General features: G+C 54.3%; 19 protein-coding genes. 6 read left to right on the forward strand and 13 right to left on the reverse strand.

Going from position 1 to position 24,301, the window contains the following annotated elements:
* Positions 1-18: 18 nt before the first annotated feature.
* Positions 19-2,022 (reverse strand): transposase, encoded by a 2,004-nt coding sequence (locus KGB25_RS02350; protein WP_223434143.1) that lies wholly within the window; start codon positions 2,020-2,022, stop codon positions 19-21.
* Positions 2,019-2,981, reverse strand: coding sequence for a hypothetical protein (locus tag KGB25_RS02355; RefSeq protein WP_223434144.1), 963 nt, complete (start codon positions 2,979-2,981; stop codon positions 2,019-2,021). The genes KGB25_RS02350 and KGB25_RS02355 overlap by 4 nt, the downstream gene beginning before the upstream one ends.
* A 679-nt stretch (positions 2,982-3,660) precedes the next feature.
* Here KGB25_RS02355 and KGB25_RS02360 point away from each other — a divergent pair.
* Positions 3,661-5,280 (forward strand): TnsD family transposase, encoded by a 1,620-nt coding sequence (locus KGB25_RS02360; protein WP_223434145.1) that lies wholly within the window; start codon positions 3,661-3,663, stop codon positions 5,278-5,280.
* 506 nt (positions 5,281-5,786) lie between these two features.
* Here the strand turns inward: KGB25_RS02360 and KGB25_RS02365 are convergent.
* Positions 5,787-6,458, reverse strand: a complete 672-nt coding sequence (locus KGB25_RS02365; protein WP_223434146.1) for a hypothetical protein — start codon at positions 6,456-6,458, stop codon at positions 5,787-5,789.
* Between the two features lie 319 nt (positions 6,459-6,777).
* On the opposite strand from KGB25_RS02365, the gene KGB25_RS02370 reads away from it, so the two are divergent.
* From KGB25_RS02370 to KGB25_RS02385, 4 genes are all read left to right on the forward strand, one after another.
* On the forward strand, positions 6,778-7,518 hold the full coding sequence (locus KGB25_RS02370) for a hypothetical protein (RefSeq protein ID WP_223434147.1): 741 nt from the start codon (positions 6,778-6,780) through the stop codon (positions 7,516-7,518).
* Between the two features lie 37 nt (positions 7,519-7,555).
* Positions 7,556-8,020 carry a hypothetical protein gene (locus tag KGB25_RS02375; RefSeq protein ID WP_223434148.1) on the forward strand — a complete coding sequence of 155 codons (465 nt, stop codon included), beginning with the start codon at positions 7,556-7,558 and terminating at the stop codon, positions 8,018-8,020.
* Between the two features lie 661 nt (positions 8,021-8,681).
* Positions 8,682-9,083 carry an arsenate reductase (azurin) small subunit gene (locus KGB25_RS02380; RefSeq protein WP_223434149.1) on the forward strand — a complete coding sequence of 134 codons (402 nt, stop codon included), beginning with the start codon at positions 8,682-8,684 and terminating at the stop codon, positions 9,081-9,083.
* Positions 9,084-9,094: 11 nt separating this feature from the next.
* Positions 9,095-11,590, forward strand: coding sequence for an arsenate reductase (azurin) large subunit (locus tag KGB25_RS02385; RefSeq protein WP_223434150.1), 2,496 nt, complete (start codon positions 9,095-9,097; stop codon positions 11,588-11,590).
* Positions 11,591-11,663: 73 nt separating this feature from the next.
* On the opposite strand, the gene KGB25_RS02390 is transcribed toward KGB25_RS02385, so the two are convergent.
* The 5 genes from KGB25_RS02390 to KGB25_RS02410 form a co-directional block, all read right to left on the reverse strand.
* A complete protein-coding gene (locus tag KGB25_RS02390) occupies positions 11,664-12,020 on the reverse strand; it encodes a copper-binding protein (protein ID WP_223434151.1) in 357 nt (118 codons plus the stop codon).
* Entirely contained in the window at positions 12,017-15,175 is a 3,159-nt protein-coding gene (locus KGB25_RS02395; RefSeq protein ID WP_223434152.1) for an efflux RND transporter permease subunit, read from the reverse strand. Before KGB25_RS02395 ends, KGB25_RS02390 begins: the two co-directional genes overlap by 4 nt.
* On the reverse strand, positions 15,172-16,656 hold the full coding sequence (locus KGB25_RS02400; protein ID WP_223434153.1) for an efflux RND transporter periplasmic adaptor subunit: 1,485 nt from the start codon (positions 16,654-16,656) through the stop codon (positions 15,172-15,174). Before KGB25_RS02400 ends, KGB25_RS02395 begins: the two co-directional genes overlap by 4 nt.
* A complete protein-coding gene (locus KGB25_RS02405) occupies positions 16,653-17,909 on the reverse strand; it encodes a TolC family protein (RefSeq protein ID WP_223434154.1) in 1,257 nt (418 codons plus the stop codon). The genes KGB25_RS02400 and KGB25_RS02405 overlap by 4 nt, the downstream gene beginning before the upstream one ends.
* A gap of 99 nt (positions 17,910-18,008) precedes the next feature.
* Positions 18,009-18,350 carry a hypothetical protein gene (locus KGB25_RS02410; RefSeq protein ID WP_223434155.1) on the reverse strand — a complete coding sequence of 114 codons (342 nt, stop codon included), beginning with the start codon at positions 18,348-18,350 and terminating at the stop codon, positions 18,009-18,011.
* Between the two features lie 249 nt (positions 18,351-18,599).
* Between KGB25_RS02410 and KGB25_RS02415 the strand changes: the two genes are divergently transcribed.
* Complete coding sequence (locus KGB25_RS02415) at positions 18,600-19,676, forward strand: ArsO family NAD(P)H-dependent flavin-containing monooxygenase (RefSeq protein ID WP_223434156.1); 1,077 nt, start codon at positions 18,600-18,602, stop codon at positions 19,674-19,676.
* Positions 19,677-19,723: 47 nt separating this feature from the next.
* On the opposite strand, the gene arsJ is transcribed toward KGB25_RS02415, so the two are convergent.
* The 5 genes from arsJ to arsB are packed head-to-tail and all read right to left on the reverse strand — an operon-like array spanning position 19,724 to position 24,288.
* Positions 19,724-20,944, reverse strand: a complete 1,221-nt coding sequence (gene arsJ, locus KGB25_RS02420) for an organoarsenical effux MFS transporter ArsJ (RefSeq protein ID WP_223434157.1) — start codon at positions 20,942-20,944, stop codon at positions 19,724-19,726.
* A gap of 9 nt (positions 20,945-20,953) precedes the next feature.
* Positions 20,954-21,958 (reverse strand): ArsJ-associated glyceraldehyde-3-phosphate dehydrogenase, encoded by a 1,005-nt coding sequence (locus KGB25_RS02425; protein WP_223434158.1) that lies wholly within the window; start codon positions 21,956-21,958, stop codon positions 20,954-20,956.
* Positions 21,959-21,981: 23 nt separating this feature from the next.
* Entirely contained in the window at positions 21,982-22,494 is a 513-nt protein-coding gene (locus tag KGB25_RS02430; RefSeq protein ID WP_223434159.1) for a cyclin-dependent kinase inhibitor 3 family protein, read from the reverse strand.
* Between the two features lie 11 nt (positions 22,495-22,505).
* Positions 22,506-23,222, reverse strand: coding sequence for an arsenical resistance protein ArsH (arsH, locus tag KGB25_RS02435; protein ID WP_223434160.1), 717 nt, complete (start codon positions 23,220-23,222; stop codon positions 22,506-22,508).
* Positions 23,215-24,288 carry an ACR3 family arsenite efflux transporter gene (arsB, locus tag KGB25_RS02440; RefSeq protein ID WP_223434161.1) on the reverse strand — a complete coding sequence of 358 codons (1,074 nt, stop codon included), beginning with the start codon at positions 24,286-24,288 and terminating at the stop codon, positions 23,215-23,217. The genes arsH and arsB overlap by 8 nt, the downstream gene beginning before the upstream one ends.
* Between the last annotated feature and the right edge of the window lie 13 nt (positions 24,289-24,301).

Genomic DNA, 24,301 nt, shown 5'->3' on the forward strand with positions numbered 1-24,301 from the left:
TGCTAGCTATTAGCCTGTTCATTGGGCTTTACCTCGGAAGCGATTGAAATCGTCTGTATCACGCTGGGCGGCTCCTCCCTTAGTGGGCCTCCCAAGCTTGCGCTCGCCACCATCCCAATCTTCCCCCGTATTAAGCTTAAATTGATCCCTAATCAACTGACGAGACGGGGGTATTTCATCCCGAAGCACTGCTGCTTCGTCACGTCGCAATTGATCGATCTCTTGGAGGTCGTGCAGTGAAAGATCCGAACTAAGAGAAGTGGTTCTAGCAGATCGCACAAAGTCCAACTCATACAAGACGCCTTGAATCTCAATCCAAATATGCCGAACAGACATTGCCAAAACAAGTACGGTAGTTTCAATAACTCCCTTCCTAGCGACCATATCAAATATGCCCGTAGCGGCTAACGCTTGAGATTTATATTTACGACTATATAAATAAACTGCATCTCTCCTTATGCTGGCTGGGCAAGGTCTTAGAAAGGTCTTGATGGCAATATCAAATTGCATACCGATCGAAGAATCTCGACCACGACTACTCCAATAGTTGTAGATGCCTAACGGCGTCGGTTTGACGCCAGCCAGATACAGATCTTCGTCCATTCGAGCACCAGCATTCGAAGTAATGTTATCCTCAATGACTCGCAAAATTTCACGCTTGGCCATTTGAACAAAGTTCAGCCGGCTATGGAAATACGTCGGCTGTTCAAGAGACTTTTTATCCCGAGGATGAGAAGACTCAACAGTCGCTTTGGACTGCCCAGAATAAACTGGAGTCAATTCGAAGGATTTTAGCCAATTAATGTTGGGCTCACTTTCGAAGCCCGCCCCTGGTCCCCGATCAAATACAATACCACCGGACAGTCCCTCTGTTGGCCATTGCCAAGGTTCAATCTCCAGACCAAACAGCTCGCAGAACTTCACCTTATTGGTAGCCATGCAGAATAGGGCCATCCTGTAGGCATCCATATTTTCTTTCCCTTCCGCGAAGCCGATGCCCAGAACGGCTCCGGACAAGCCGCACAAAGCGCGAACCACGCAATAGCTATCAACCGCGCTTCCCTCTGTGAGGCCAGACAATTTTTCCGATATGTAATATCCGTCAAACTCAACACGTTGATTAACATTTACAATATTCTCAGCAAAGCTTCCTTCAGAGCCGGAAATAGATCGAGCTTTATGCTGTCCCTTTAACGCTTGCTTGAGCTCCTTTGGGCTAATCAATTTTTTGATCCAATACTTAAATTGATTATATGAAGGAAATGCCTTGCCCTCCGGGTGACGGAATTCCGCCGATTTCTTGTGTAGAAATGACTCGCACCCAAATTCGCGAGTAATAACCTCACGATAAATGTCAGCCAACGTCTTATGCGGAGACCTAAATTTCAAGAAACCGGAAAGTATCGCCCCCTTCATAATTGCGTCGCAAGGATAACCCGACCGCTTTCCTTTTCTAGACGGTCTACCCAATTTTCGTGGAGAAACTTCTCGGTTCCAACCACCAATACGGTGGAGGGGTGGCATCAACGCCCATTTGTTTTGCCCGAATGTAATGTAGGTGTAGAACCATAACCGCAGTCGCGCAGCATTCTGCTGTGGTCGTAGCTCCTTAGCATGCGTATTAATAATGCTGTCCGGATTATCGCTGGCAAAAATCTCATCCATGCGGATGACTAGATCCGATATAGCCGCGAATCGCCGATTGACCTTCTGGTCGTAGGTTTCCTTTACTGAGCGCCTGTGACCCTCCAAATAGGTAACTGATACACCTTCAATGGGTGCAAGCCAGGGAGGGAATTTGTCACTTGAGCCGTCTTCCAACACCCAGCCGTTTTCAAGTGCATCTTCAAATTCAACTCTGGTAAGCGTGATGAGCTCGGCACGCAATTCCTTACCTTCGTCACTGAATATCACGAGCCTAACCCTGTTCAGATTGCCGTTACTGTTCAGGAAATGGTAGATGACGCCCTTGGAGAGGCATTGAAACCCCTCTGGTGCAACAAGTCGTGAACCCGTCATCATGACTCTGTCTCCTCGAAGAGGGAGCCATAAACCGAAAACAGGTCTCCACCCTCAATGGAAAAAGGGTGATCGATAAGGATCGGATTGAAAAAATTCAGGGTTAGCTTTCGATTCCAAATGTCTTGGTAGATCCTGGCTATAAACTGATCACGACCACCCCATCGTGCACCGTATTGGATAGCGACATACGCCACTGGAGTTCCTGCTTGGACTGCTCCTCTGACATCCGCACTAAAATCATCGAGCAATGTTTTGTCATGGCTTAGCGGAAGGTCTTGCACGACAAAAAGCATATCCAGGTTTGCAATGACTGCAGGTTCAACCCGGTCCAGGGAAACCTGCACGGTTCGGATGCCGGCGCTAGCGTAATAGCTCCTCTCCAGCTCGGTCCTCAACAAGGCATGATCGCGATCCTGCTTCTGCTGAAAAGGCGTCTTTGCCCTCGAGCTTCTTCTCTCGCGAAATTCTTCTGCTCGATCTTTGACGGTCCAATTAACGGCATAAGGGATCCCGTCATGACCTTTCATGTAGAGAAGCAGGTCACCTTGGTACGGAAAAGGCATTTTCTGGCGCCTGTTATCGTCGCCCTCAAACACGAACATGTGATGCTTGAAGCCGATCTCTTTGGCTATTTCAACCGTCCCACGGACAGGGGTTGGAAAAGTGCCTTTTGTCAGCGGATGTCCATGAAGTGGATGCCCAGCGCTGTACGGCGAAAGCATTTTTTGTTCATGGATATCCAAGAGATCTGGATGGCAGAGTGCAAGCTGCGTGAACACCCGCTCGGGTGTTGAGAGCACATGCAAAGTGCGGCCGAGCTTCCCGCTATTCAGCCTGCTAATCCGAGAGCCCTTCGGCGCTTCACGTGGAACCGCCAACGTAGACGGAACATACTCACGCCCCCATTGGAACCATCGCTGGCGGCTCATGATCAGCGTAAACTTTTCCTGCATTTTCATCCAAAGCTTCCAATTTCGTTTGGGTACGCACACGCCGTTTAGGCTGGGGATAACAGCCAAGGCGTAAAGCGAACCCCTTACCCAGCGGGCAGCTGCACGCGCGCATCGCTGTGGATAACGCGCGGCATCTTGTGGACGAACGAAGTCGTGCGGGACTTGACGTCCCACATGTATGAAATAGACAATGGATTTGTCAGGCACCTAATCTGACTTATCCACAGGGGCCCAAGGTCGCACTTGGGCCTTTGTCTATCTGACTTCCAGCTTCACAGTTAGCTAGACTTCATCTGAATTCCTCTATCAAAGTGCGCTCGCACGGCTTTTCCGCCTGGGACAAGCACCACAAGAAGCTCATAGGTTTGGGCACCACTTCCGAAACGAGTGGCTTATTCCCTTTTTGATTAATCGAATCATGTTACCGCTTGAAATTAGCTGCTGACAACCAAAAAAAGTTGCCAATTTGCGCCTCCGGAGGCGCTGCAACGGACCTTTGCCATGCAGTACAGCGCTTTTGATGAGCGATTTAAAAGTCCGACATGGTACTTGATAAAACATCACGAAGAGAGCGAGCTATAAATGAACACTAAGTAATTACCATGCTAGTTTTAATACCAACGGAGAATTTCATGAAGCTATCGGAGATGCATACCATAACTGCAACGGCCTGATGGAAAAAACCATGAACCCTTCAAGCGGTCAATCGCAGGACATACTCGTGCGCTGGTTTGAAGATGAGATTTTTTACAGCCTCTGTAGTCGCCAGCATCACTTTTTGGCACATCTGAATACTTCGGCCACCTTAAGTTGGCTTTTCGGGGAAAAGCATTGTGCTATCACCCACGATTTCCCTTGCAACCTCGATGCCCTGAATAGCCAGGCTAAGGCCATATGGGGAGGCCCCACATCGATTATCAGTGAGCACACCATTCTCCCCGTCTTCTTTCCGTTTCAATCGGAACAGCAAATTTCAGCCGTGGTTGAGACGATGAAAAGTGCTCAGATTGGATCGATAAAATATCGTTTGGGGCTTTTGACAGGCCGGTTCGGCGCAGAGCACCCTTTGAAGGCCTGCACAGCCTGTATGGCAACTGATCGCACAACCTATGGAGTTGCTTACTGGCACTTGTCTCATCAGTACCCAGGCGTGGTTTTGTGCCCTATTCATGGCTTCATGCTCAGAGAGAGCACTTTAAATCGCCAATGGTCGGGAAGCTTTCAATGGGCCTTACCGAACGAGGTTTTTCTTGCAGAGCCTACGGCGTTGGTACCTTCAAGCGCCGCTGAGAAAGCTCTCCACCAGCTAGGTACCGGGATCCTTGATCTTGTAACTTACGGAATCCCCGGGCGTTTTAACCCAAACACAGTGAGATCAGTCTATAAAGAAGCGCTAATTAAACTAGGGCTGTCTGGACCGAAGAGGGTAAGAGCGGCGATTTCTTTCGCTGAATTTTCATCACAGATCCAGCCATATCCACCGTTCAACTCCTTGCCTATCACGGCTCAGAGGGCAGAAGCCTTCATTGATCAGCTAACCCGCAACCCGCGTGGCCATTGCCATCCGCTCAAGCACCTGACTTTTATCACTTGGCTTTTTGGCCGATTGAACGCGTTCATTGAGGCCTACGATCGCCTGGATCGCGCACCCGACCAGACATTTCAAATCAAGCACGCGAGCAGTACCAAGCCTGTCATGGTAAATGAGCCCAAGGCTGCCACCATCTCCGAAAAATCGGTTATTCGAAAGCCCAAAAAACTCAAATCGCGGCTTAGAGCGGCGATACTGGAATGCCTTCAAAACGGCGATTCGAAAGATATGATCTGTTCGCAATTCGGAGTTTCGATTTGCACCGTAAACAGGCTGCTCCGTTCGGAGCCGGCGGTGCTTAAAGCAAGGGCAGGACAGCATAGGGAGGCGCTACTACTTCAGCATCGTACTAAATGGCTGGCTGTCGTTGCCGCGAACTCTGGTGCGAGTACAAAGTGCATCCGATCTGTGATCCCAAACATTTACGCATGGCTGTATAGAAATGACCGGGAATGGCTGAGCGCACAAACTTGTTGTCTCCCAAGCGGTCGTATCGGAAACTACTCTAACGTTGATTGGCAAGAGCGCGATTGCAAGCTCGCGAATTTAGTTCGCAATCATCTCACTCGAATCCCCCACCTCGACGGAGAACTGAAAATAGAAAGAGCAGAGCTTTTTACGCAAATTCCTGCGTTATCATGCTCGTTAGAAAAAAGAAGCCATTACTTACAAACAAGAAAATTATTATCAGAAATAACACAAGCCAATAAATAAATCAGAACAACCACATTATATATTTGTCTTCTTTAGCTTCTTACTCCTTTACCTTTCCGAGATTGTTAGACTTACGCAGTGCATCAGCGGGCTTTTACACTTCGTTCGTAAGTATTCACTGATAAACTCGACGATCGCCAAAATATATATGTAGCTTTGGTGAATGCGCAATCTCCGGGACTCAAAATTCACAGTGTTTTACAACAGACCACTGGAGTTGTGCACTGCCTCGTTGCTCTCGCCCGCAACAGAACAAACATCTTGATGATTACAATTCTTCGAGGGCAAAGTCACTGCCTCAAAGATGATCTGCATGTGCTCGATGACATTCCCCGCTTTTACGAAATCAGCACGCAAAGGCATGCTCCCGTCGTGGCCGGAGGCCCAATTGTGGCGCCTCGTTCCATCACAATCGGCATTTCAGCTCGGTGGATCTCAGGAGGGAGTCGATTTTGTTGGCCCAGTCACATCACCGGCCAGGTGATGACAGCAGCCTCACTGAATGTTCATCCGTGGATGACCCCGGACACTTCCTCCTTTGCCGCAGCGAGCACGCCTGAGGGATTGGCAGAGAGCACTTCCTTCGGACGCTTCCCACTGAGGAACGTGTTCGGCGACGCAATCCAGATCGCCATTGACCACCCATCTTTCATCGTGGCCAAGGTCGCAATTACATTCTTCAGTGCAGAGAACGGTCGAAATCCTTGCCCCGGGTCGAGCCCGTAAATCGGGAAATAATCGACGCCCTCATGTCTCAGAGCAAAAATTTTCCCGGCATGCTTCCATTTGTTGGGCTGCGAGCTGGGGTTACCGGAGCTGAAGTGTGCGAGGCTCGAGACCTCGCTGGCTGTTACCCAGTCGCTACTTTGAAGGATCTCGGTTTTAGCCTGTGCCAGCATTCGGGCCTCACGCAGCAGCGTCGATGGCACCGGCTTTTTAGGAACCGTGATGGAGACGATGGAAGAAATCGTTTCCGCAGGAACGGGGTACAGCTGAGCGAGAAATGCCCGGGTAAGCATTTCTAGTGAGCAAACGTAAGCACCGACTAGATCCTGGGACTTTACATCCACAGTAATAACAACCTTATGCCGAGAGCGCTCCGCTCCTTGAGATGGGTTTTCAATCTCAATCACCAGCGATTCCCGAACGATTTCATTCGCATCAGTACTGAACGTCATACCAATCTCCCAAAGGATTTCGGCGCGATCAAAAATTGCCCACAGCCAATCTATCTCCGACTATTGCTTGTCGCAACGACCACCTGATTGGGCATCTCTCCCAACTCAGCTGTAATCACCTCTCGCTCGGGAACGGTTGGTCAAGTGGAGTGCAATTTCGCAGTTTTCTAAAGCGAATACTTATGACGCAGACAGCAATTGCAGAATAATGTGGCATATTGCCACTTGTCGGCAAGTGACACACGCCTAGGGCATTTCCGTCGAGGCGTAGTCGTGGGGTTTTCTGCACAAATCAGAATTGATCTGTAAGTAGGTGCTTGTGAAAGTCTACGAGAATGTGGTCATAGGGAATTTTCTCTATTCCTTGGGATTCTCGGTTCGGTCCCATCTCAACAAAAATACTCCGTTCCCGAGCGTGGTGAACCTTCTCCAGCAGACGCCCGTAGATAAGGAATTGGGCGACGTTTTACTCACGTTTCCCGGCTTGGTTCGATTGATCGAATTCAAGATGAAGGGCGCTAGCCTGAAAAAGGAAAAGCGTAGGCATCAACTCCTTTCCCTGGCGTTAGAGCGCGAAAACGCCATGTTGGTCGAGACGTCCAAGAGTGTTCACTGGTATGTCGAACTTTCCGCTAAAAGCGACACGGCCCCTTTGATCTCTCGGGTGGTGCCTTACCTCGACGCTTTTACGGATTCGGAATCGCTAAGGCCCGGCGGCATCGAGGAGATGGTTGACCAGACTGCTCGGCAAGCGGTGTCGGAAACTGATCCATTGTCGCGTGAACAAGCACGGGCCTATTTGGACCTGGTGCGATTGACGCTGGGTAAAGAAAAACCTGTCGGGGCCGGGGGGTTGCTACTGGTGATGGATGCTCAAGGCGGCATGCATTTCGCCCAGGTGCAGGATCTTGTCGATCTTAATTTGCCGGATGGATTGTGGCTCGAAAGAATGCTCGCGGGACCTGAAATGGGACCTTTAGACCTTTCCGTCAATCGTGAAAAGGCTGGTCCTACGCTCAAGCACGAGCCTACTCATGAAATCTCCTTTCACATGCGATGAAACCTTAATCTGAATCCGAGTACGTACGATGTCGCAAATGGATCCGCAACAATTTGATCGAGTCAGAGTGATAGTGACAGCTGCGCAAAATATCCTCGAAGCTGCAGAGAATGACCGCGCAGCCGTGAATCAGCTCCTCCAAAAATTGCAGCGATTGGAGGGGAAAGTGGATCAATCCTTGGCGCAGATTCCTGCCACGATTGAAGGATCGTTGCGCAATTTGGCGAGCGCGACAGCCCAAGGTGCTGCTGCACAGCTAAGCGAAAAATTTGTACATGCGAACAAAGCAGCCAGCGATGCCACACAGTTGTTCCAAGCCGCTGGCAAAAATGTTTGGCGCAATTTTTGGATCGCCACAGCGGCAACTCAGTTCGCAATCGCCTTGGCTTTGGTCGCAGCCGCTTACTATTTCATCCCCAGCAAAGCGGAGATCACAAGTAGGCAAGAGGAGCTTGCCGAGCTTACTCGCGCTATTGCGTCGTTAAAAAATGGGAAGCGATGAGCTCCTGTACAGGTAAGTGAGCGCCTGGTACGCGGAAATCCATAAACATACAAGAATTCATTTTTAACTGGCTTGTGTTCTGTCGCGGATCTTTCCAGCGGAGGTGCCTTGGCAAAGTGTGGGCTATGGGTAGGTTTCAGCCGGTCACGGCGGGCAGAAATCGGCCAAATGTAGCCATTCGCGGTGGGAATTACCCATGTCTTTCTAGACCGTGTCTCAGGAAAGCAAATGACCTGACTCACTGCCAAATTTAACTTAGTGATCCGTTGGGGTGCCGAATATGCATTGCCAGTTGCATATTTCATGCGCCGTACCAATCGCCCATGATGAAAAAAGGTATCTGAATCCAGAAAGTCCTCTGCGAACAGGCAGATAACCCAGCAACCCACCAGTCGGAAATATCGACGAAATCAGGTACGGATCACACGTAGTTCGCCCCAATTCGGCAAAGGAATCAGGGGATCTACTATGCTCAATGAGTTGAAGTTATCGTCGCTTACGACTCAGACGGGGCCGACTGCATCGCAAGCGCAATGCGGAGGCAGAGATGGCATCGATATCCAGAAGACTCTTCCTGAAGTTGGGAGGCGGGGCTGCTGCAAGCGTAGCAATAGGGCTACCCGAACTCACACAGGCTGCAAGCCCAACGGTAGAGGGGCGAGTGAATCTCCCCTACAAAATGAAGGCGCTGACCAAAGCGCAGAAATTGCAGATCAACACGCCAGTCCTGTTTTCCTATCCCGACGCGGCTTCACCCTGCGCATTGATCAAGATGGGCGCTCCCGTCCCGGGTGGCGTTGGCCCAGATCGCGATATTGTCGCCTTCAGCACGCTATGCACACACATGGGTTGTCCGGTCGCCTATGACGCCGGGCAGAAGTTGTTCAAGTGCCCCTGTCATTTCAGTATTTTCGATCCTGAAAATATTGGCCAAATGGTTTCCGGCCAGGCCACAGAGAACCTGCCGAGCATAGTGCTTGAGTACAACCCCAATGACGATTCGGTACGTGCTGTTGCCGTCGAAGGGTTGATCTACGGACGTCAGTCCAACCTCCTTTCATAAGGAGATTAACAATGGCAACCAACAAAGATCGCATGGCGCTGCCCCCGACAGATGCCCAAAAGACCAACCTGACATGCCACTTCTGCATCGTGGGTTGCGGTTATCACGTGTACAAATGGCCGGAAAATCAGGAAGGCGGACGAGCCCCCGATGAAAATGCGCTAGGGCTCGACTTCCGTAAACAGTTGCCCCCCATGGCTATCATCATGACGCCGGCAATGCAGAACACGGTTACCGACAAGGACGGTAAGCGCTACAACATCATGGTCGTGCCGGACAAACAGTGCGACGTTAATAAAGGGCTCTCGTCCACGCGAGGGGGACAACTGGCCAAGGTCATGTACAGCCCCGATGGTGTAGGTAAAGAGCGGTTGCGCAGTCCACGTGTGTATGTGGCTGACCAATGGGTAGATACCAGTTGGGATGATGCTCTCGCGCTTTACGCCGGGGTGACCAAGAAGATTCTTGATAACGATGGGCCTGCCTCGCTCGCCTTTGACTGCTTCGATCATGGAGGCGCTGGAGGCGGATTCGAGAATACCTGGGGCACTGGCAAGTTGATGTTCACGGCATTGCAAACGCCGCTGGTACGCATCCACAACCGCCCAGCCTACAACTCCGAGTGCCACGCGACCCGCGAGATGGGCATTGGTGAACTCAACAACAGCTACGAAGACGCCGAGCTGGCCGATGTCATTGTTGCGATCGGTTGCAACTCATACGAAACCCAAACCAATTACTTCTTGGCGCACTGGCTTCCCAACTTGCAAGGGCAGACAGTCGACAAACGTAAGCAGCGTTTCCCAGGAGAAACCGTTGCTCCAGCCAAGGTTATTTTTGTCGACCCTCGCAGGACACCAACCATTGCAGTCGCCGAGCAAGCGGCGGGCAAGGACAACGTGCTTCACCTGGATATCGAACCTGGCTCGGATATCGCCTTGTTCAATGGCCTGCTGACTTACGTGGTTGACCAAAAATGGCACGACCAGGAATTTATCGCGGCCCATACCAAGGCGTTTGATCAGGCACTTCAAGCCAATCGAATGTCGCTTGAAGAAGCCAGCCGCGTTACTGGTGTATCGGTGGACAAGCTCAAGATGGCCGCCGAATGGGCTTACAAACCCAAAGCCTCTGGGCACCGCCCCCATGCCATGCATGCCTACGAAAAAGGCATCATCTGGGGCAATGACAACTACCTCATCCAGTCCGCCTTGGTCGACTTGGTGCTTGCGACCCACAACGTCGGCAGACGAGGTACTGGTGTGGTACGGATGGGTGGGCATCAAGAGGGTTACACACGCCCCCCTTATCCAGGCAGTACCAAGATCTATGTGGATCAGGAAATCATCAACGGCAAGGGCATGATGTACACGGCGTGGGGAGCCAACCCGTTCCAGACCACGCTGAATGCCGAGCAACATCGTGCGGTCATTCTGAAGCGCGCCGGCATCGTCAGGGAGGCCATGGCCAACGTTCGCGGCGGTACAACCGCGCAGATGGTGGATGCGGTCTACGACGCGGTGAAAAACAAAGGCGGGCTTTTCCTCGCCAATATCAACCTCTACCCCACCAAGCTGGCAGAAGCCGCCCATTTGATGCTACCGGCAACCCATCCGGGTGAGATGAATCTCACCTCGATGAACGGGGAACGGCGGATGCGCCTGTCACAAAAATTCATGGATCCTCCCGGTTCGGCGAAAGCCGATTGCCTGATCGCAGCGGCTATCGCTAACACCCTTCGGCAGATGTATACGGACGAAGGTAAACAGGACATGGCGGCGCGCTTTGCAGGGTTCGACTGGAATAGCGAGGAGGACGCCTTCAATGACGGCTTCCGGATGGCTGGCCAACCCGGCGCAGGCCCAATCGACAGTCAGGGCGGGACCACGGGTAATCTTGTCACCTACGAGCGGCTGAAAGCCATGGGCAACAATGGTGTCCAGTTACCCACTAAGGAGTACCGAGACGGCAAGCTGATCGGCACCGAAATGCTCTACACCGATTACAAATTCGATACGCCGGACGGCAAAGCAGAGTTCAAGCCAGCTACATGGCCAGGATTGCCAAAACCAGTAGCGGAACAGAAGGAGAAACACCAGTTCTGGGTCAACAATGGACGCATCAACGAAGTGTGGCAAACCCTCTACCACGACCAGTACAACGATTTCGTACAGCGGCGCGTGCCGATGGCTTATCTGGAGATCAATCCCGATGATGCACAGGCGCTGAAAATTGAATCTGGAGATGTGGTCGAAGTGTTCAACGATTACGGTTCGTCCTATGCGCTGGCCTATGTGGAGCCTGACATCAAACGGAATCAAACCTTCATGCAGTTTGGACACTTCAACGGTGTAATGGGAGATTTGACTACGCCATGGGTCGACCGCAACGTGGTGCCCTACTACAAAGGAACATGGGCGAGCATCCGTCGCATCGGAAAGGTGGAGGAATTCAAAGAGACGATCAGCTTCAAGTCACGCCGGTTTAACGTGATCGCGGTGGGTTAACAATAAAACCGTTAAACAGACACCTAGCCCCCCTTTCCACCTAAATGATGTGAGGGGGCTAGGCGTCTCGTAGCTATTTTACTTTTTGGATGGATACTACTGTTGCTTTCCCGCCCTCAGATTTGAATTCGAAAACCACCTGATCTCCGGCGTTTAGACCTGCCACTTGCTCCGCCGTGGCGGAAAAAGCCATGGTCATAGCTGGCCACTGCACCGCCGGTACAGGGCCATGAGCGATGGTTACAGTATGCTTCTCAGAGTTGATCGCTTTGATTGTGCCCTCCGCTTTGGCTACTGGAGCTTGCTTTGATTCTTGCTCCATCTGCATACCTTCCATACTGTCCATTTTCATGCCCGGCATGTCCTCCGCATGGGCAGAAAGCGAAAGCATAAACGCCATGCTTGCAACTGCTATCAGGGTCAGTTTCATACGAATGTTCCTTGTGGTTTGACGGGTTCTACGATGAGGTGCCGGCGACGCATCAGGCGATAGGCAGCCGGAATGACAAACAGGGAAAGCAAGGGGGCCGTGACCATGCCGCCGACCATCGGCGCAGCAATGCGGCTCATCACCTCGCTACCGGTGCCACTGCCCAACAGGATCGGCAGTAAACCGGCAATGATGACGGCCACGGTCATAGCCTTGGGTCGAACGCGCTGCACGGCGCCTTCACGGATCGCCGCCACCAGCCCGCGCTCAGTGCTGTCGCCGAGGTCTTCCCGTTCGGCCCAGGCATTTTTCAGGTAGAGCAGCATGATTACGCCAAACTCGGCGGACACACCGGCCAGGGCGATAAAGCCGACCCCGGTGGCGACCGACAGGTTGAATCCCAACAGATAGAGGAACCATGCTCCGCCCGTAAGAGCGAATGGCAGCGTGGCCATGATCAGCAAAGCCTCATCGAAGCGGGCGAACGTCAGATAGAGCAGCACGAAGATGATCAGCAGCGTGGCAGGCACCACCAGCTTGAGTCGTGCGTTGGCCCTTTCGAGAAATTCAAACTGTCCTGAGTAGCTCAGGCTCATGCCTGGCTGCAACTTGACCTGATCACTGACGACTCGGCGCAGATCGGCGACCACCGAGGCAATGTCCCGACCACGCACATCTATGTACACCCAGCCCGAAGGTCGTGCGTTCTCGCTCTTGAGCATCGGCGGGCCATCCGTGACCTTGACCTTCGCCACTGTGCCGAGGGTGATCTGGTTCCCTAGCGAGGTATAGATCGGCAGTTGCTCCAAGGCACCGACCGAGTCACGCCACTCCCGTGGGTAGCGCACGTTGATCGGAAAGCGTGCAAGACCTTCAATGGTTTCTCCGACGTTTTCACCGCCGATAGCACCGGCCACGATGGACTGCACATCGGCGATATTCAGTCCGTAGCGAGCGGCGGCCTTGCGGTCGATGTCCACGTCCAAATAGCGGCCACCGGTCAGCCGCTCAGCCAAAGCCGAACTGACACCGGGTACGCCCTTGGCCACACGCTCGACTGCCTGAGTCGCGGCATCGATCTCCGTTAGGTTGGTGCCGGCAACTTTCACTCCGATGGGACTCTTGATCCCAGTGGCTAGCATGTCGATACGGTTGCGAATCGGTGGTATCCAGATATTCGTCAGCCCAGGGACTCGCACCACTCGATCCAACTCTTCCACCAGTTTTTCCTGGGTCATGCCTGCACGCCATTGCTTATGTGGCTTGAACTGGATGGTGGTTTCGAACATTTCCAGTGGCGCCGGGTCGGTAGCTGTTTCAGCACGACCGGCTTTACCAAAGACGTGCTCGACCTCGGGCACCGATTTGATCAAGCGGTCGGTCTGTTGCAGCAATTGCGCTGCTTTCTGCGCTGACAAGCCTGGCAATGCCGAAGGCATGTAGAGCAAATCACCCTCGTCCAGCGGTGGAAGAAACTCACCACCCAAACGAGACATTGGCCAAAGCGCACTGACAAAAACCAACAGCGCTACCAGCAACGTGATCTTTGGTCGATGTAAAACGGCGTCCAGCGCTGGCTGATAAATCCGGATCAGCCAACGGTTTAACGGGTTCTGTTGCTCATTGGGTATTCGCCCTCGAATCCAGTAGCCCATCAGCACGGGCACCAGGGTCACGGATAATCCCGCCGCTGCGGCCATGGCATAGGTCTTGGTGAACGCCAATGGTCCAAACAGCCGTCCTTCCTGAGCCTCCAGGGTGAACACCGGAATGAACGATAGGGTGATGATCAACAAACAGAAGAACAATGCGGGGCCTACCTCCGCCGCCGCTTCGGTCATCACGTGCCAATGACGCTCCCCCTTTAGTTCTTCCCCGGGATTCGCCGCGTGCCAGTTCTCGATTTTCTTGTGCGCATTTTCGATCATGACAACGGCAGCATCCACCATGGCGCCGATGGCGATGGCAATTCCGCCCAGGGACATGATGTTGGCGTTGATGCCTTGATAACGCATGACGATGAAGGCCATCAGCACACCTACCGGCAGTGAAATGATCGCCACCAGCGATGAGCGCAAGTGCCAAAGAAAGATCCCGCAGACCAATGCAACGACGATGAACTCTTCGATGAGCTTGTGGCTGAGGTTTTCCACGGCTCGGTCGATCAGCTTGCTGCGGTCGTAGGTGGTGACGATTTCCACACCAGCCGGCAGACTGCTTTTCAGTTCGTCGAGCTTGGTCTTGACCGCTGCAATGGTCTCGCGTGCGTTCTTGCCACTGCGCAAAATCACCACGCCGCCGACGGTCTCGCCTTCGCCGTCGAGTTCGCTGATGCCGCGACGCATTTCCGGCCCCAACTGGATCGTGGCAACATCGCCAAGGGTCACTGGCACACCACCCGAGCCCAGTTTGAGCGGGATCGCCCGAAAATCATTGAGCGTCTTCAGGTAGCCGGACGCCCGCACGATAAACTCGGTCTCTGCCATTTCCAGCACGGCACCACCAGTTTCCTGATTGGCCTTGCCGATAGCCTCGGTTACCTCATCCTGAGTGATACCGAGGCTGGCCAGTTTGAGCGGATCAAGCTGTATTTGGTACTGCTTGACCATGCCACCCACGGTGGCCACCTCCGCCACGTTGGGCAGGGTCTTGAGTTCGAACTTGAGAAACCAGTCCTGAAGTGCGCGTAACTGCGCCAGATCGTGTCCGCCACTGCGATCCACCAGTGCGTACTGATAGATCCAGCCCACCCCCGTCGCATCCGGTCCCAACGCCGGCTTGGCGCTGGCCGGCAAACGGCTTTGTATTTGGCTCAGATACTCCAACACCCGCGAGCGAGCCCAGTACAAGTCAGTGCCGTCTTCGAACAGCACGTAAACGAAGCTATCACCGAAGAAAGAATAGCCACGCACAGTCTTAGCTCCCGGTACTGAGAGCATGGTGGTGGCCAACGGATAGGTCACCTGGTTCTCGACAATCTGCGGCGCTTGTCCCGGATAAGGGGTGCGGATAATCACCTGAACATCAGAGAGATCTGGTAGCGCATCGATGGGCGTGCTCTGCACCGACCATATGCCCCAAGCCGTGACGAACAGCGTCGCCAGTAGCACCAGGAATCGGTTGGCCACTGACCAACGAATCAGGGCAGCAATCATGGCTGGCTCCCCGATTTATCCAGTCGCTCGACCCGTAAGCCATCATCGGTCTGACTCACCGCGACCCGGACCTTGTCGCCCGCTTTCAGACCCTGTTTCAGCTCCGGGTTGGCGAGTGGGAACGTCATCGTCATGCCCGGCATGCCGAGTGTCTTGAAGGGACCATGGGCGAGCGTGATTTCTTTGTCGGTGATCTCAACGATCTGTCCATCCGCTTCATGAAAGCTGGAGACTGCTGCGTTGGGCGGTGTCTGTTCCTCTGAATTTGCAACGATGCCCTTAAGACTGGCCTCTGAGTCGAGCAGGAACTGGCCAGACGTCACTACCTTCTGGCCTTCCTCCAGACCTTTCAATATCGCCGTCTTGCCATCGCTTTCCTGCCCGAGTTGCACCTCCACAGGACGATAGCGACCGGCGTCTTCGGCGAGCATCACCAGGGCACGTCGACCTGTGCGAATGACGGCTTCGCTGGGCACCGACAACACACTCTGCTCGGTCGAGCGGTTCAGGCGTACCTGCGCCGTCAAACCCGGTCTGAGGCGTCCGTCCGGATTGGGTAGCTCCACCCGCACGCGAAGGGTGCGGCTGTCCGGATTGGTCTCAGGCAAAATCGCGCCGACCTTGCCATTAAGTATTGTCCCTGGAAAGGCTGGCAGACGCGCTTCGACACTCTGCCCCACGGTGATAGATCCAGAATCCGATTCTGGAACGGCGACGGCTAGCCAAACACTGCTCAAGCCATTGACGCGTGCCAAAGTGTCACCCGTCGCCACGGTCATACCCGCGCGTACGTTCAACTCTTGCAGCACACCTCCAATGGAACTGGTCAGAGTCAGATACGGCTGGACTTTGCCACTTCGCTCTACCTGCGTAATCAGTGTTGCTGGCATCCCGGTGAGCCGCAGCCGTTGTCGGGCCGCAGACAACAATTCAGCATCTCCATTGCGTCTCAGCGCAAGAAACTCTGTCTGGGCAGCGGCCCATTCTGGCACCAGAATATCAGCCAATGCCGCATTGGCTTTGAGCACATCGCCGGGAGCATGGGCATAGACCCGCTCCACAAAGCCCGAGGTACGGGCCTGAATCACCACGACATCACGCTCGTTGAACCCCAAGACACCTGACACATCGAGGTTGGAACCAAAGACTCCACGGGTGACAGTCGCAAAACGCAGGCCGAAATTCTGGGTCAGACTCGGGTCGATGCTGACGCTCGCACGGTCCCCTGCGCCGCTGGCATATTGGGGAACCAGTTGCATGTCCATGAAGGGGGATTTACCCGGCTTATCGAATTTTTGCTGTGGGTACATGGGGTCGTACCAATACAGCGCCTTGCGTTCGCCCGGTGAATTGAGGCTCTGCTCCTGTGTGGTACTGGGTACTCCGCTCATACGCTGATGTGCCAACCAGTAACCACCGGCAACACCCAATCCCAGCGAGATGCCTACCAGCAATGCCCCGTTCCATTTTTTAAGGATCATTGGCTGGACTCCCCATAAGCAAAATACAGCCGCGCGCTGGTCAGTGCTCGCTGCTCTTCCACGTCGATTTGTTTGAGGCGGGCTTCGATGAGTTCACGCCGGGCAGCAACAACAGCGTTTAAATCGCCTTTGCCAGAACGATAACTGGCCATGCTGAGTTCGACCTTTTCCTTGGCCAGCGGTAACAGGCTTTCCTGGTTTCGCCGCACGGCACGATTGAGGCGCTCATAGTCAGCCAGTTCGTTCTCCAGTTGTTGAGTGTGCTCGCGTGACAGGGCTTCCCGCTCGGCCTCAAGCTGGCTGAGTTCAGCCTGTTTGGCTGCGATTTTGGGATTTTGGCGAGAGTCAGGAAACAACGGTAAATCCCAGGAAAATTGCACGCTGACCATGTCGCCAAACTCGCGGCCACGGTGCTGGTAATCCACTTCCCAACTCCAGTCGGACTGTTTTTCCGACACGGCTTCACGCACCTTGGCTTGCGCTTCGCGAGTCATCGGTGCAAACGCTGCCAGTTCTGGATGGTGTTGCAGTTTATGGCCGTAACTGGAGGTATCGACGGGCCATTCAGGCAGGCTGCCCACAGGCTTGTCATTGGCGGCGGGACCAATCCAGCGCTTGAGGGCTGCTCGGGCCTGTACTCTCTGGAGAACCAGATCGTCCTGCTGCTCCGCCAGTTGAGCCGCTTCCTGCTTGGGCGTCACCGCATCGGCGGGTTGAGCGCGACCACCGGCAATCTGGGCACGGACCGTATCCGTCAGCAGGCGGTTTTCTTTGTAGAAATCCTGGAACAGCGCATCTTTGCGTTCAACCGAGTAGCTGCTGATCCAGGCCAGCGCCGTGGACTGGCGCACCTTCAATCGTTCGACCCGACGCTCCGCTGCGGCACGATCAACGGCTGCGTCGGCGACCTCAATACGGGCTTTGCGCTTGTCGCCGTTCGGCATCTCCTGCCGGACTCCGACCATTTGCATGGTCATGAAGTCCTGGTCGATGCTCCAGCGATCCGGGCCTCCAACGGGGTAATTCTGCACACCCAATAGCAGTTTGGGGTCAGGTAGCTCACCGGCTGGAATAGCTGCGCTGCTGGCAGCCTGAATTTTGGCATCTTGTGCCGTCAGCGACGGCGCATTGTTTTCGGCCAGCCGCAACGCTTCATCGAGTGTCAATGCGGCAGCGAAGCTCGGCAATGCCAGCACGCTTGCCACCAGACCGGCCACGAGGGACCAACCTGTGCAATAGCACTTGGAGTTCATGTCTACGATTCCTGTGATCATCAACTGCGCGCATCAAAAGACATACGCACAGCCAGGTCATCCCGCTAACGCGGAATGCGGCTCAATGTGGGACAGGAATCAAACGCGGGGCGGTCGCCATACCCCGGACGGGGTCTGAACAGGCAGGGAATCGCTGAGGAAAGATAGCACTACGGGGCTGAATACGGTTACCGGAGGCTTGAAGATCGAGACTTGCAGCATGCCGCCTGTCTTGCACTCTTGACCCGGCTTGCAAGGTTTGCCGTGATCGACAGGGCTTTTCATATCGTTGCAGCAGTCCATTCCCATGTCGTCCATCATCGCCATGCCCATCGTCTTCATTGGGCACGGTTCTGTCGGTGCCTGAACGCCCGCCATCCCGCTGAGGGGAAGCGCCAAGCTGATCATGAAAATGATGCAAAACCGCAGATAGCGTTTCATGGGGTTCGAGTGTAGCCGTTAGAAATAGTGCTAACAATCAATAGAGCGCACACGCGTAAGGTGACGATTTCACGTGATCTCAGCTAATCAGGATTAAGTCATCATTAGCGGCAAAAATAGTGCCTCTGGTCACCATGGTCCCACGCTAAAGCGCGCCTGTAGTTCAAGCTTTCAAAATGAGCTGGATCAGCAGGAGGAAAAATTGACTCGCTATACTGGACCGTCTTGCATCGATCCAAGGTTCAGCCAATGACTGATTCGCTCAGCGCTCAACTAGACGTGGTCATTATCGGTGGGGGGCAATCAGCCCTGGCTGTAGCGTATTTCCTGCGTCGGACAGCTCTCTCATTCGTCATCCTCGATGCGGAGGAAGAACCCGGCGGTGCCTGGAGACATGGTTGGAATTCGTTGCGCCTTTTCTCGCCCGCCACTTGGAGTTCGATCCCTGGCTGGATGATGCCTTCCACGCAAGATGGCTACCCTTCTCGAAATCATGTGATTGATTACCTAAACCAATACGAGCAACGCTACCAATTTCCGGTAGAGCGCCCGGTTCGGGTCACTTCAGTTGAACTCACGGAATCAGGTGTACGAGTTCGTTCTGGCGACAAGCATTGGGATACCAAGGCTGTTGTCAGCGCTACTGGCACCTGGAGCAATCCCTACATACCTCACTACCCCGATGCCGAGCTATTCACCGGTCGACAGTTGCATTCCGCGCACTATGTCGAAGCACAACCGTTCGCGGGCAAGAAGGTGTTGGTGGTAGGTGGCGGCAATTCAGGGGCACAAATTCTGGCCGAAGTCTCAAAAGTCGCGGAAACCACGTGGGTAACCCCAGTAGAACCGATGTTCTTGCCTGACGACGTGGATGGGCGGGTACTGTTCGAGCGCGCAACTGAGCGCTGGAAAGCCCAGCTGGAGGGGCGTGTCATCGAACAGCCAGTTGGTGGCTTGGGCGATATCGTCATGGTGCCGCCAGTTGTCGAAGCCCGCGAGCGCAATGCCCTCAGGTCTGTGCGACCTTTCGAAAGTTTCACTCGCAACGGGGTTGTTTGGGTTGATGGTTCTGAGTCTGCGGTAGATGTGGTGATTTGGTGCACCGGATTCAGACCAGCCTTACAGCATCTGGATTCTCTGGGGGTGGTTAACACAGAGGGTCGCGTTGAAGTCGAAGGCACCCACTCAACCGCAGAGCCAAGGCTGTGGCTGGTCGGTTACGGCGAGTGGACCGGATCGGCATCCGCCACGCTGATCGGTGTGACACGAACAGCGCGAAGCACTGTTAACGAAATAGTGGCCGCTTTTGCCAGTCAGTCCACCTAGGGTGGATTGCAATCAATCTTGATGTAAACCGCCTGTTGTTGAGGGCTTCATATCGCCTCGGCATGCCTAGGTAAGCCGATAGAAATCAGGGCGGCGAACAGCACGAATGCACTCGATATCCACAAGCATGCTTCCAGCCCATACACCTGATAAACCCAACCGGACAGCACCGTGCCGATGAGCCGTCCCATGGCGTTGGACATGTAATAAAACCCCACATCCAGCGACACACCGTCTTCCTTGGCATAGGACACGATCAGGTAGCTGTGCAGCGACGAATTCACCGCGAACAGTGCACCAAAGACCATCAGTCCGCCGAGCAGCACCGCCTGCTGCGACAAACCGGTGTTCAGCCCGAGCGCAATGGCCGCAGGTAGACCCGCCAGAGCCAGTGCCCACAGAAACGCCGCACGACCGTCCGGTACATGCCCACGTTTCTTGCCGGTGATGTTGGGTGCAAAGGACTGCACGATGCCGTATCCAATCACCCAGGCCGCCAGGAAGCCGCCAACCTCCCAGAAGTCCCAGCCGAACACGCTGCTCAGGTACACCGGCAAGGCCACCACAAACCAGACATCGCGGGCACCGAACAGAAACATCCGTGCCGCCGAGAGAATATTGATCGCTCGGCTCTTGGACAGGATGTCGCGAAACTTTGGCTTGGCTTTCGCTTTGCCCAGATCTTTCTTCAGAAGGACCAGGCTGCTGATCCAGATCAGCGCCAGGACACCCGCCATGGCCAGCAAGGCGCCTTTAAAGCCGATCAGTGCCAGCAAGGCCCCACCAAGGAAGAAGCCGACCCCCTTGAGTGCGTTCTTCGATCCAGTAAGGATCGCCACCCACTTATAGAGTTTGCCCTGCTGCCCATCCGGAACTAGAAGTTTGATGGAGCTTTTGGCACTCATCTTGTTCAGGTCTTTGGCAATCCCTGACAGCGCCTGAGCGCCCATCACCCAGGGGATGGTCAACAAGGCCGAGGGCACTGTCAGCATCAACAGCGCAACCACCTGCATGCCCAGCCCGATGTTCATGGTCCGGTTCAAACCCACCCGGGCACCGAGATAACCACCCACCAGGTTAGTGATCACGCCAAAGAGTTCGTAGAACAGAAACAATGCCGCGATTTGCAGTGGGCTGTAGCCCAACGCGTGAAAGTGCAACACCACCAACATGCGCAAGGCGCCGTCGGTGAGGGTGAAGGCCCAGTAGTTGCCCGTGACGAGCAGGTACTGCCGCACTTCCGGAGCGAGGGCTGACAACGCTTTCATGACCGCTCCTTAGACTGCCAGACCGACCATTTTGGCCAGTTCGACGGTGCGGTTGGCATAGCCCCATTCGTTGTCGTACCAGGCGTAAAGTTTGACCTGGGTGCCATTGATAACCATGGTCGACAGCGCATCGATGATCGATGAACGCGGGTCGGTACGGTAGTCGATGGACACCAGTGGACGCTCCTCGAAACCGAGGATGTCTTTCAGCTCGTTCTCAGAAGCGTCCTTGAGCAGTTGGTTCACCTCTTCGACCGTGGTGGCTCGCTCGACTTCAAAGACACAGTCAGTCAGCGAAGCGTTGGCCAGCGGTACGCGTACGGCATGACCATTCAGGCGTCCACGCAGTTCCGGGAAAATCTCGGCAATGGCGGTGGCCGAGCCGGTACTGGTCGGAATCAGGCTCATGCCGGAAGCACGCGCACGGCGCAGATCCTTATGCGGCTGATCGAGAATGCTTTGGGTGTTGGTCAGGTCGTGGATGGTGGTGATCGAGCCGTGACGAATGCCCAGCTTCTCGTGGATCACTTTCACCACGGGCGCCAGACAGTTGGTGGTGCACGAAGCGGCGGTGACGATGCGATGTTCCACCGGGTTGAACAGCTGATGGTTAACGCCCATGACGATGTTCAACGCACCCTTTTCCTTCACCGGAGCGCAGACCACCACACGTTTAACGCCCTGATCCAAGTAGGCCTGCAACACCGCGACGGTTTTCATCTTACCGCTGGCCTCGATCACCAGATCGCAACCCGACCAGTCGGTGTCGGCAATCGCTTTGTTCGCACTGACCTTGATGCGCTTGCCGCCAATCACTACCTGATCGCCCTCTGCGCTGGCTTCGTTGTGCCAACGACCATGCACAGAGTCAAAGTTGATCAGGTGCGCATGGGTGACTGCATCACCGGCCGGATCGTTGATCTGTACAAACTCAAACTCTGGCCAGTTCCAGGCTGCTCGCAGAGCGAGGCGACCGATCCGACCGAAACCATTGATGCCAACTTTGATAGTCATGTTGTTGTGCTCTGTATCTGTTGTCAGTGGGAGTTCGACTGGGTGTCGAACTGGCCGATGTATTCAATGTGGGCAGGATGCTGGATGGCGCGCGGACGCAGCGACTGAACATCGCGGATGGCATCGCTGAATGGCACACCGCTTTCGATCAGCAGCTGAGCGGCAATCAAGCCGGTACGCCCCGAGCCACCTTTGCAATGGATGGCGATGGTTTTCCCTTCGGTCAGCAATTGCTTGAGACGCGGATGGTGCTGTTCCCAGGCCGCCTTGAACGCTTCACCAGGCGCTTGGTCATCGTCCACTGGCAGGTGAAACCACTCGATGCCGAGCAATTGGCATTCTTCGGGCAGCAGGTCGATTTCGTTCTGAAGCAACTCCTCGGAGGGCATCAGCGTCAGCAGCGCCGATGCGCCTGCGTCCTTGAGGGTTTGCAACGCCTCGAAGGGCTTGGTGCCCTTCGTGCCTGGGCACGGGGTGAAGATCAGTTGACCATCGAACTGTGCCAACGGCAGTACGGAATATGGGTGTTGTTGCACGGTGAAAATCCTCAAATGGAGCGCTGATTGACACGTTTCATGAGTTCTTCCGCCGATTCCTTACGCTCGGAATAACGGTCGACCAAATAGTCCTGACGGTCGCGAAGCAGCAGCGTGAACTTCACCAACTCTTCCATCACATCAACGACGCGGTCATAAAACGGGGAAGGTTTCATCCGGCCGTTATCGTCGAATTCCATATAGGCCTTCGGTACAGAGGACTGGTTGGGGATGGTGAACATGCGCATCCAGCGGCCGAGCACTCGCAGCTGATTGACCACGTTGAACGACTGCGAACCACCACACACCTGCATGACTGCGAGGGTTTTGCCTTGGGTCGGGCGAACCGCACCCATGGACAGTGGCACCCAGTCAATCTGCGCCTTGAACACTGCACTCATATTTCCGTGACGCTCTGGAGAGCACCAGACCTGTCCCTCGGACCACAACACCAAGTCGCGCAGCTCCTTCACGCGTGGATGATCGTCGGGAGCATCATCTGGCAGCGGCAAACCGGAGGGATTGAAAATCCGCGTCTCGGCGCCGAAGTGCTCCAGCAGCCGAGCAGCTTCCTCTACCAGCAGACGGCTGAAGGAGCGCTCTCGGGTCGATCCGTACAGCAGCAAAATGCGCGGCTTGTGGATGGAGGTCTTTACGATACCGAGCTTGTCAGTCGATGGGAGATCAACCAATTCAGTTTCGAGTTGGGGGAGATGGTCATCAAACATAGTCTTTGTCCTGCGCAATAGCGCTCTTGGGTTCATCGAACCAGCGGCGTTTCAACCACAGGGCCACACCGACCAGGGAAATCAGCACCGGTACTTCCACCAGCGGACCAATCACCGTGGCGAAGGCGACCGGGGACGCAAGGCCGAAGGTGGCAATGGCGACGGCAATCGCCAGTTCGAAGTTGTTGCTCGCGGCTGTGAAGGCCAGTGCAGTGGTACGTGGGTAATCAGCCTTGAGCAGCCTGCCCATCCAGAAGCTGATGAAAAACATCACCACGAAGTAGATCGTCAGAGGGATTGCGATGCGCAATACATCCAATGGCAATTGCAGGACCACGTCACCCTTGAGGCTGAACATGGCCACGATGGTCAACAGCAATGCCACCAGTGTCAGTGGGCTGATCTTGGGAATGAAGTGCTCCTGAAACCAGACTGCACCTTTACGGGCGATGAGGATCTTGCGGGTCAGGAAGCCTGCCAGGAATGGCACACCCAGGTAGATCAGCACCGACTCGGCAATGCTGACAAAGCTGGTTTCGATCACGCTGCCTTCCAGGCCAAACAGCGGCGGTAACAGCCCAAGGAAAACCCAGGCATACACACTGAAAAACAGGATCTGGAAGATGCTGTTGAATGCCACCAATCCGGCGACGTATTGATTGTTGCCACCCGCGATCTGATTCCAGACCAGCACCATCGCGATGCAACGCGCCAAGCCGATCAAGATCAGCCCCGTCATGTATTCCGGTTGGTCTCGAAGGAAGATGATCGCTAGTGCGAACATCAACACCGGGCCGATGACCCAGTTCTGGACCAAAGACAAAATGAGGATGCGCTTGTCCTTAAAGACCTCCGGCAGTTCCTCATAACGAACCTTGGCCAGAGGCGGATACATCATCACGATCAAGCCGATAGCGATGGGGATGTTGGTTGTGCCCACAGAAAGACTGTTGAGCCATTGTGGCCAGCCTGCGAACAGACTCCCCAAGCCAATGCCCAAAGCCATGGCGAGAAAGATCCACAGGGTCAGGTAACGATCCAGGAACGAAAGGCGGCTTTTACTCATGATCATTGCTCCT

Source organism: Pseudomonas sp. BF-RE-21 (genome assembly GCF_019947305.1).
Lineage (GTDB): Bacteria > Pseudomonadota > Gammaproteobacteria > Pseudomonadales > Pseudomonadaceae > Aquipseudomonas > Aquipseudomonas migulae.

Excerpts from the sequence above, each read along its gene's own strand:
- KGB25_RS02350 (WP_223434143.1), bottom strand. The coding sequence starts at position 2,022 with ATGATGACGGGTTCACGACTTGTTGCACCAGAGGGGTTTCAATGCCTC.
- KGB25_RS02355 (WP_223434144.1), bottom strand. The coding sequence starts at position 2,981 with ATGAAAATGCAGGAAAAGTTTACGCTGATCATGAGCCGCCAGCGATGG.
- KGB25_RS02360 (WP_223434145.1), top strand. The coding sequence starts at position 3,661 with ATGAACCCTTCAAGCGGTCAATCGCAGGACATACTCGTGCGCTGGTTT.
- KGB25_RS02365 (WP_223434146.1), bottom strand. The coding sequence starts at position 6,458 with ATGACGTTCAGTACTGATGCGAATGAAATCGTTCGGGAATCGCTGGTG.
- KGB25_RS02375 (WP_223434148.1), top strand. The coding sequence starts at position 7,556 with ATGGATCCGCAACAATTTGATCGAGTCAGAGTGATAGTGACAGCTGCG.
- KGB25_RS02385 (WP_223434150.1), top strand. The coding sequence starts at position 9,095 with ATGGCAACCAACAAAGATCGCATGGCGCTGCCCCCGACAGATGCCCAA.
- KGB25_RS02390 (WP_223434151.1), bottom strand. The coding sequence starts at position 12,020 with ATGAAACTGACCCTGATAGCAGTTGCAAGCATGGCGTTTATGCTTTCG.
- KGB25_RS02395 (WP_223434152.1), bottom strand. The coding sequence starts at position 15,175 with ATGATTGCTGCCCTGATTCGTTGGTCAGTGGCCAACCGATTCCTGGTG.
- KGB25_RS02400 (WP_223434153.1), bottom strand. The coding sequence starts at position 16,656 with ATGATCCTTAAAAAATGGAACGGGGCATTGCTGGTAGGCATCTCGCTG.
- KGB25_RS02405 (WP_223434154.1), bottom strand. The coding sequence starts at position 17,909 with ATGAACTCCAAGTGCTATTGCACAGGTTGGTCCCTCGTGGCCGGTCTG.
- KGB25_RS02410 (WP_223434155.1), bottom strand. The coding sequence starts at position 18,350 with ATGAAACGCTATCTGCGGTTTTGCATCATTTTCATGATCAGCTTGGCG.
- KGB25_RS02415 (WP_223434156.1), top strand. The coding sequence starts at position 18,600 with ATGACTGATTCGCTCAGCGCTCAACTAGACGTGGTCATTATCGGTGGG.
- arsJ (WP_223434157.1), bottom strand. The coding sequence starts at position 20,944 with ATGAAAGCGTTGTCAGCCCTCGCTCCGGAAGTGCGGCAGTACCTGCTC.
- KGB25_RS02425 (WP_223434158.1), bottom strand. The coding sequence starts at position 21,958 with ATGACTATCAAAGTTGGCATCAATGGTTTCGGTCGGATCGGTCGCCTC.
- arsH (WP_223434160.1), bottom strand. The coding sequence starts at position 23,222 with ATGTTTGATGACCATCTCCCCCAACTCGAAACTGAATTGGTTGATCTC.
- arsB (WP_223434161.1), bottom strand. The coding sequence starts at position 24,288 with ATGAGTAAAAGCCGCCTTTCGTTCCTGGATCGTTACCTGACCCTGTGG.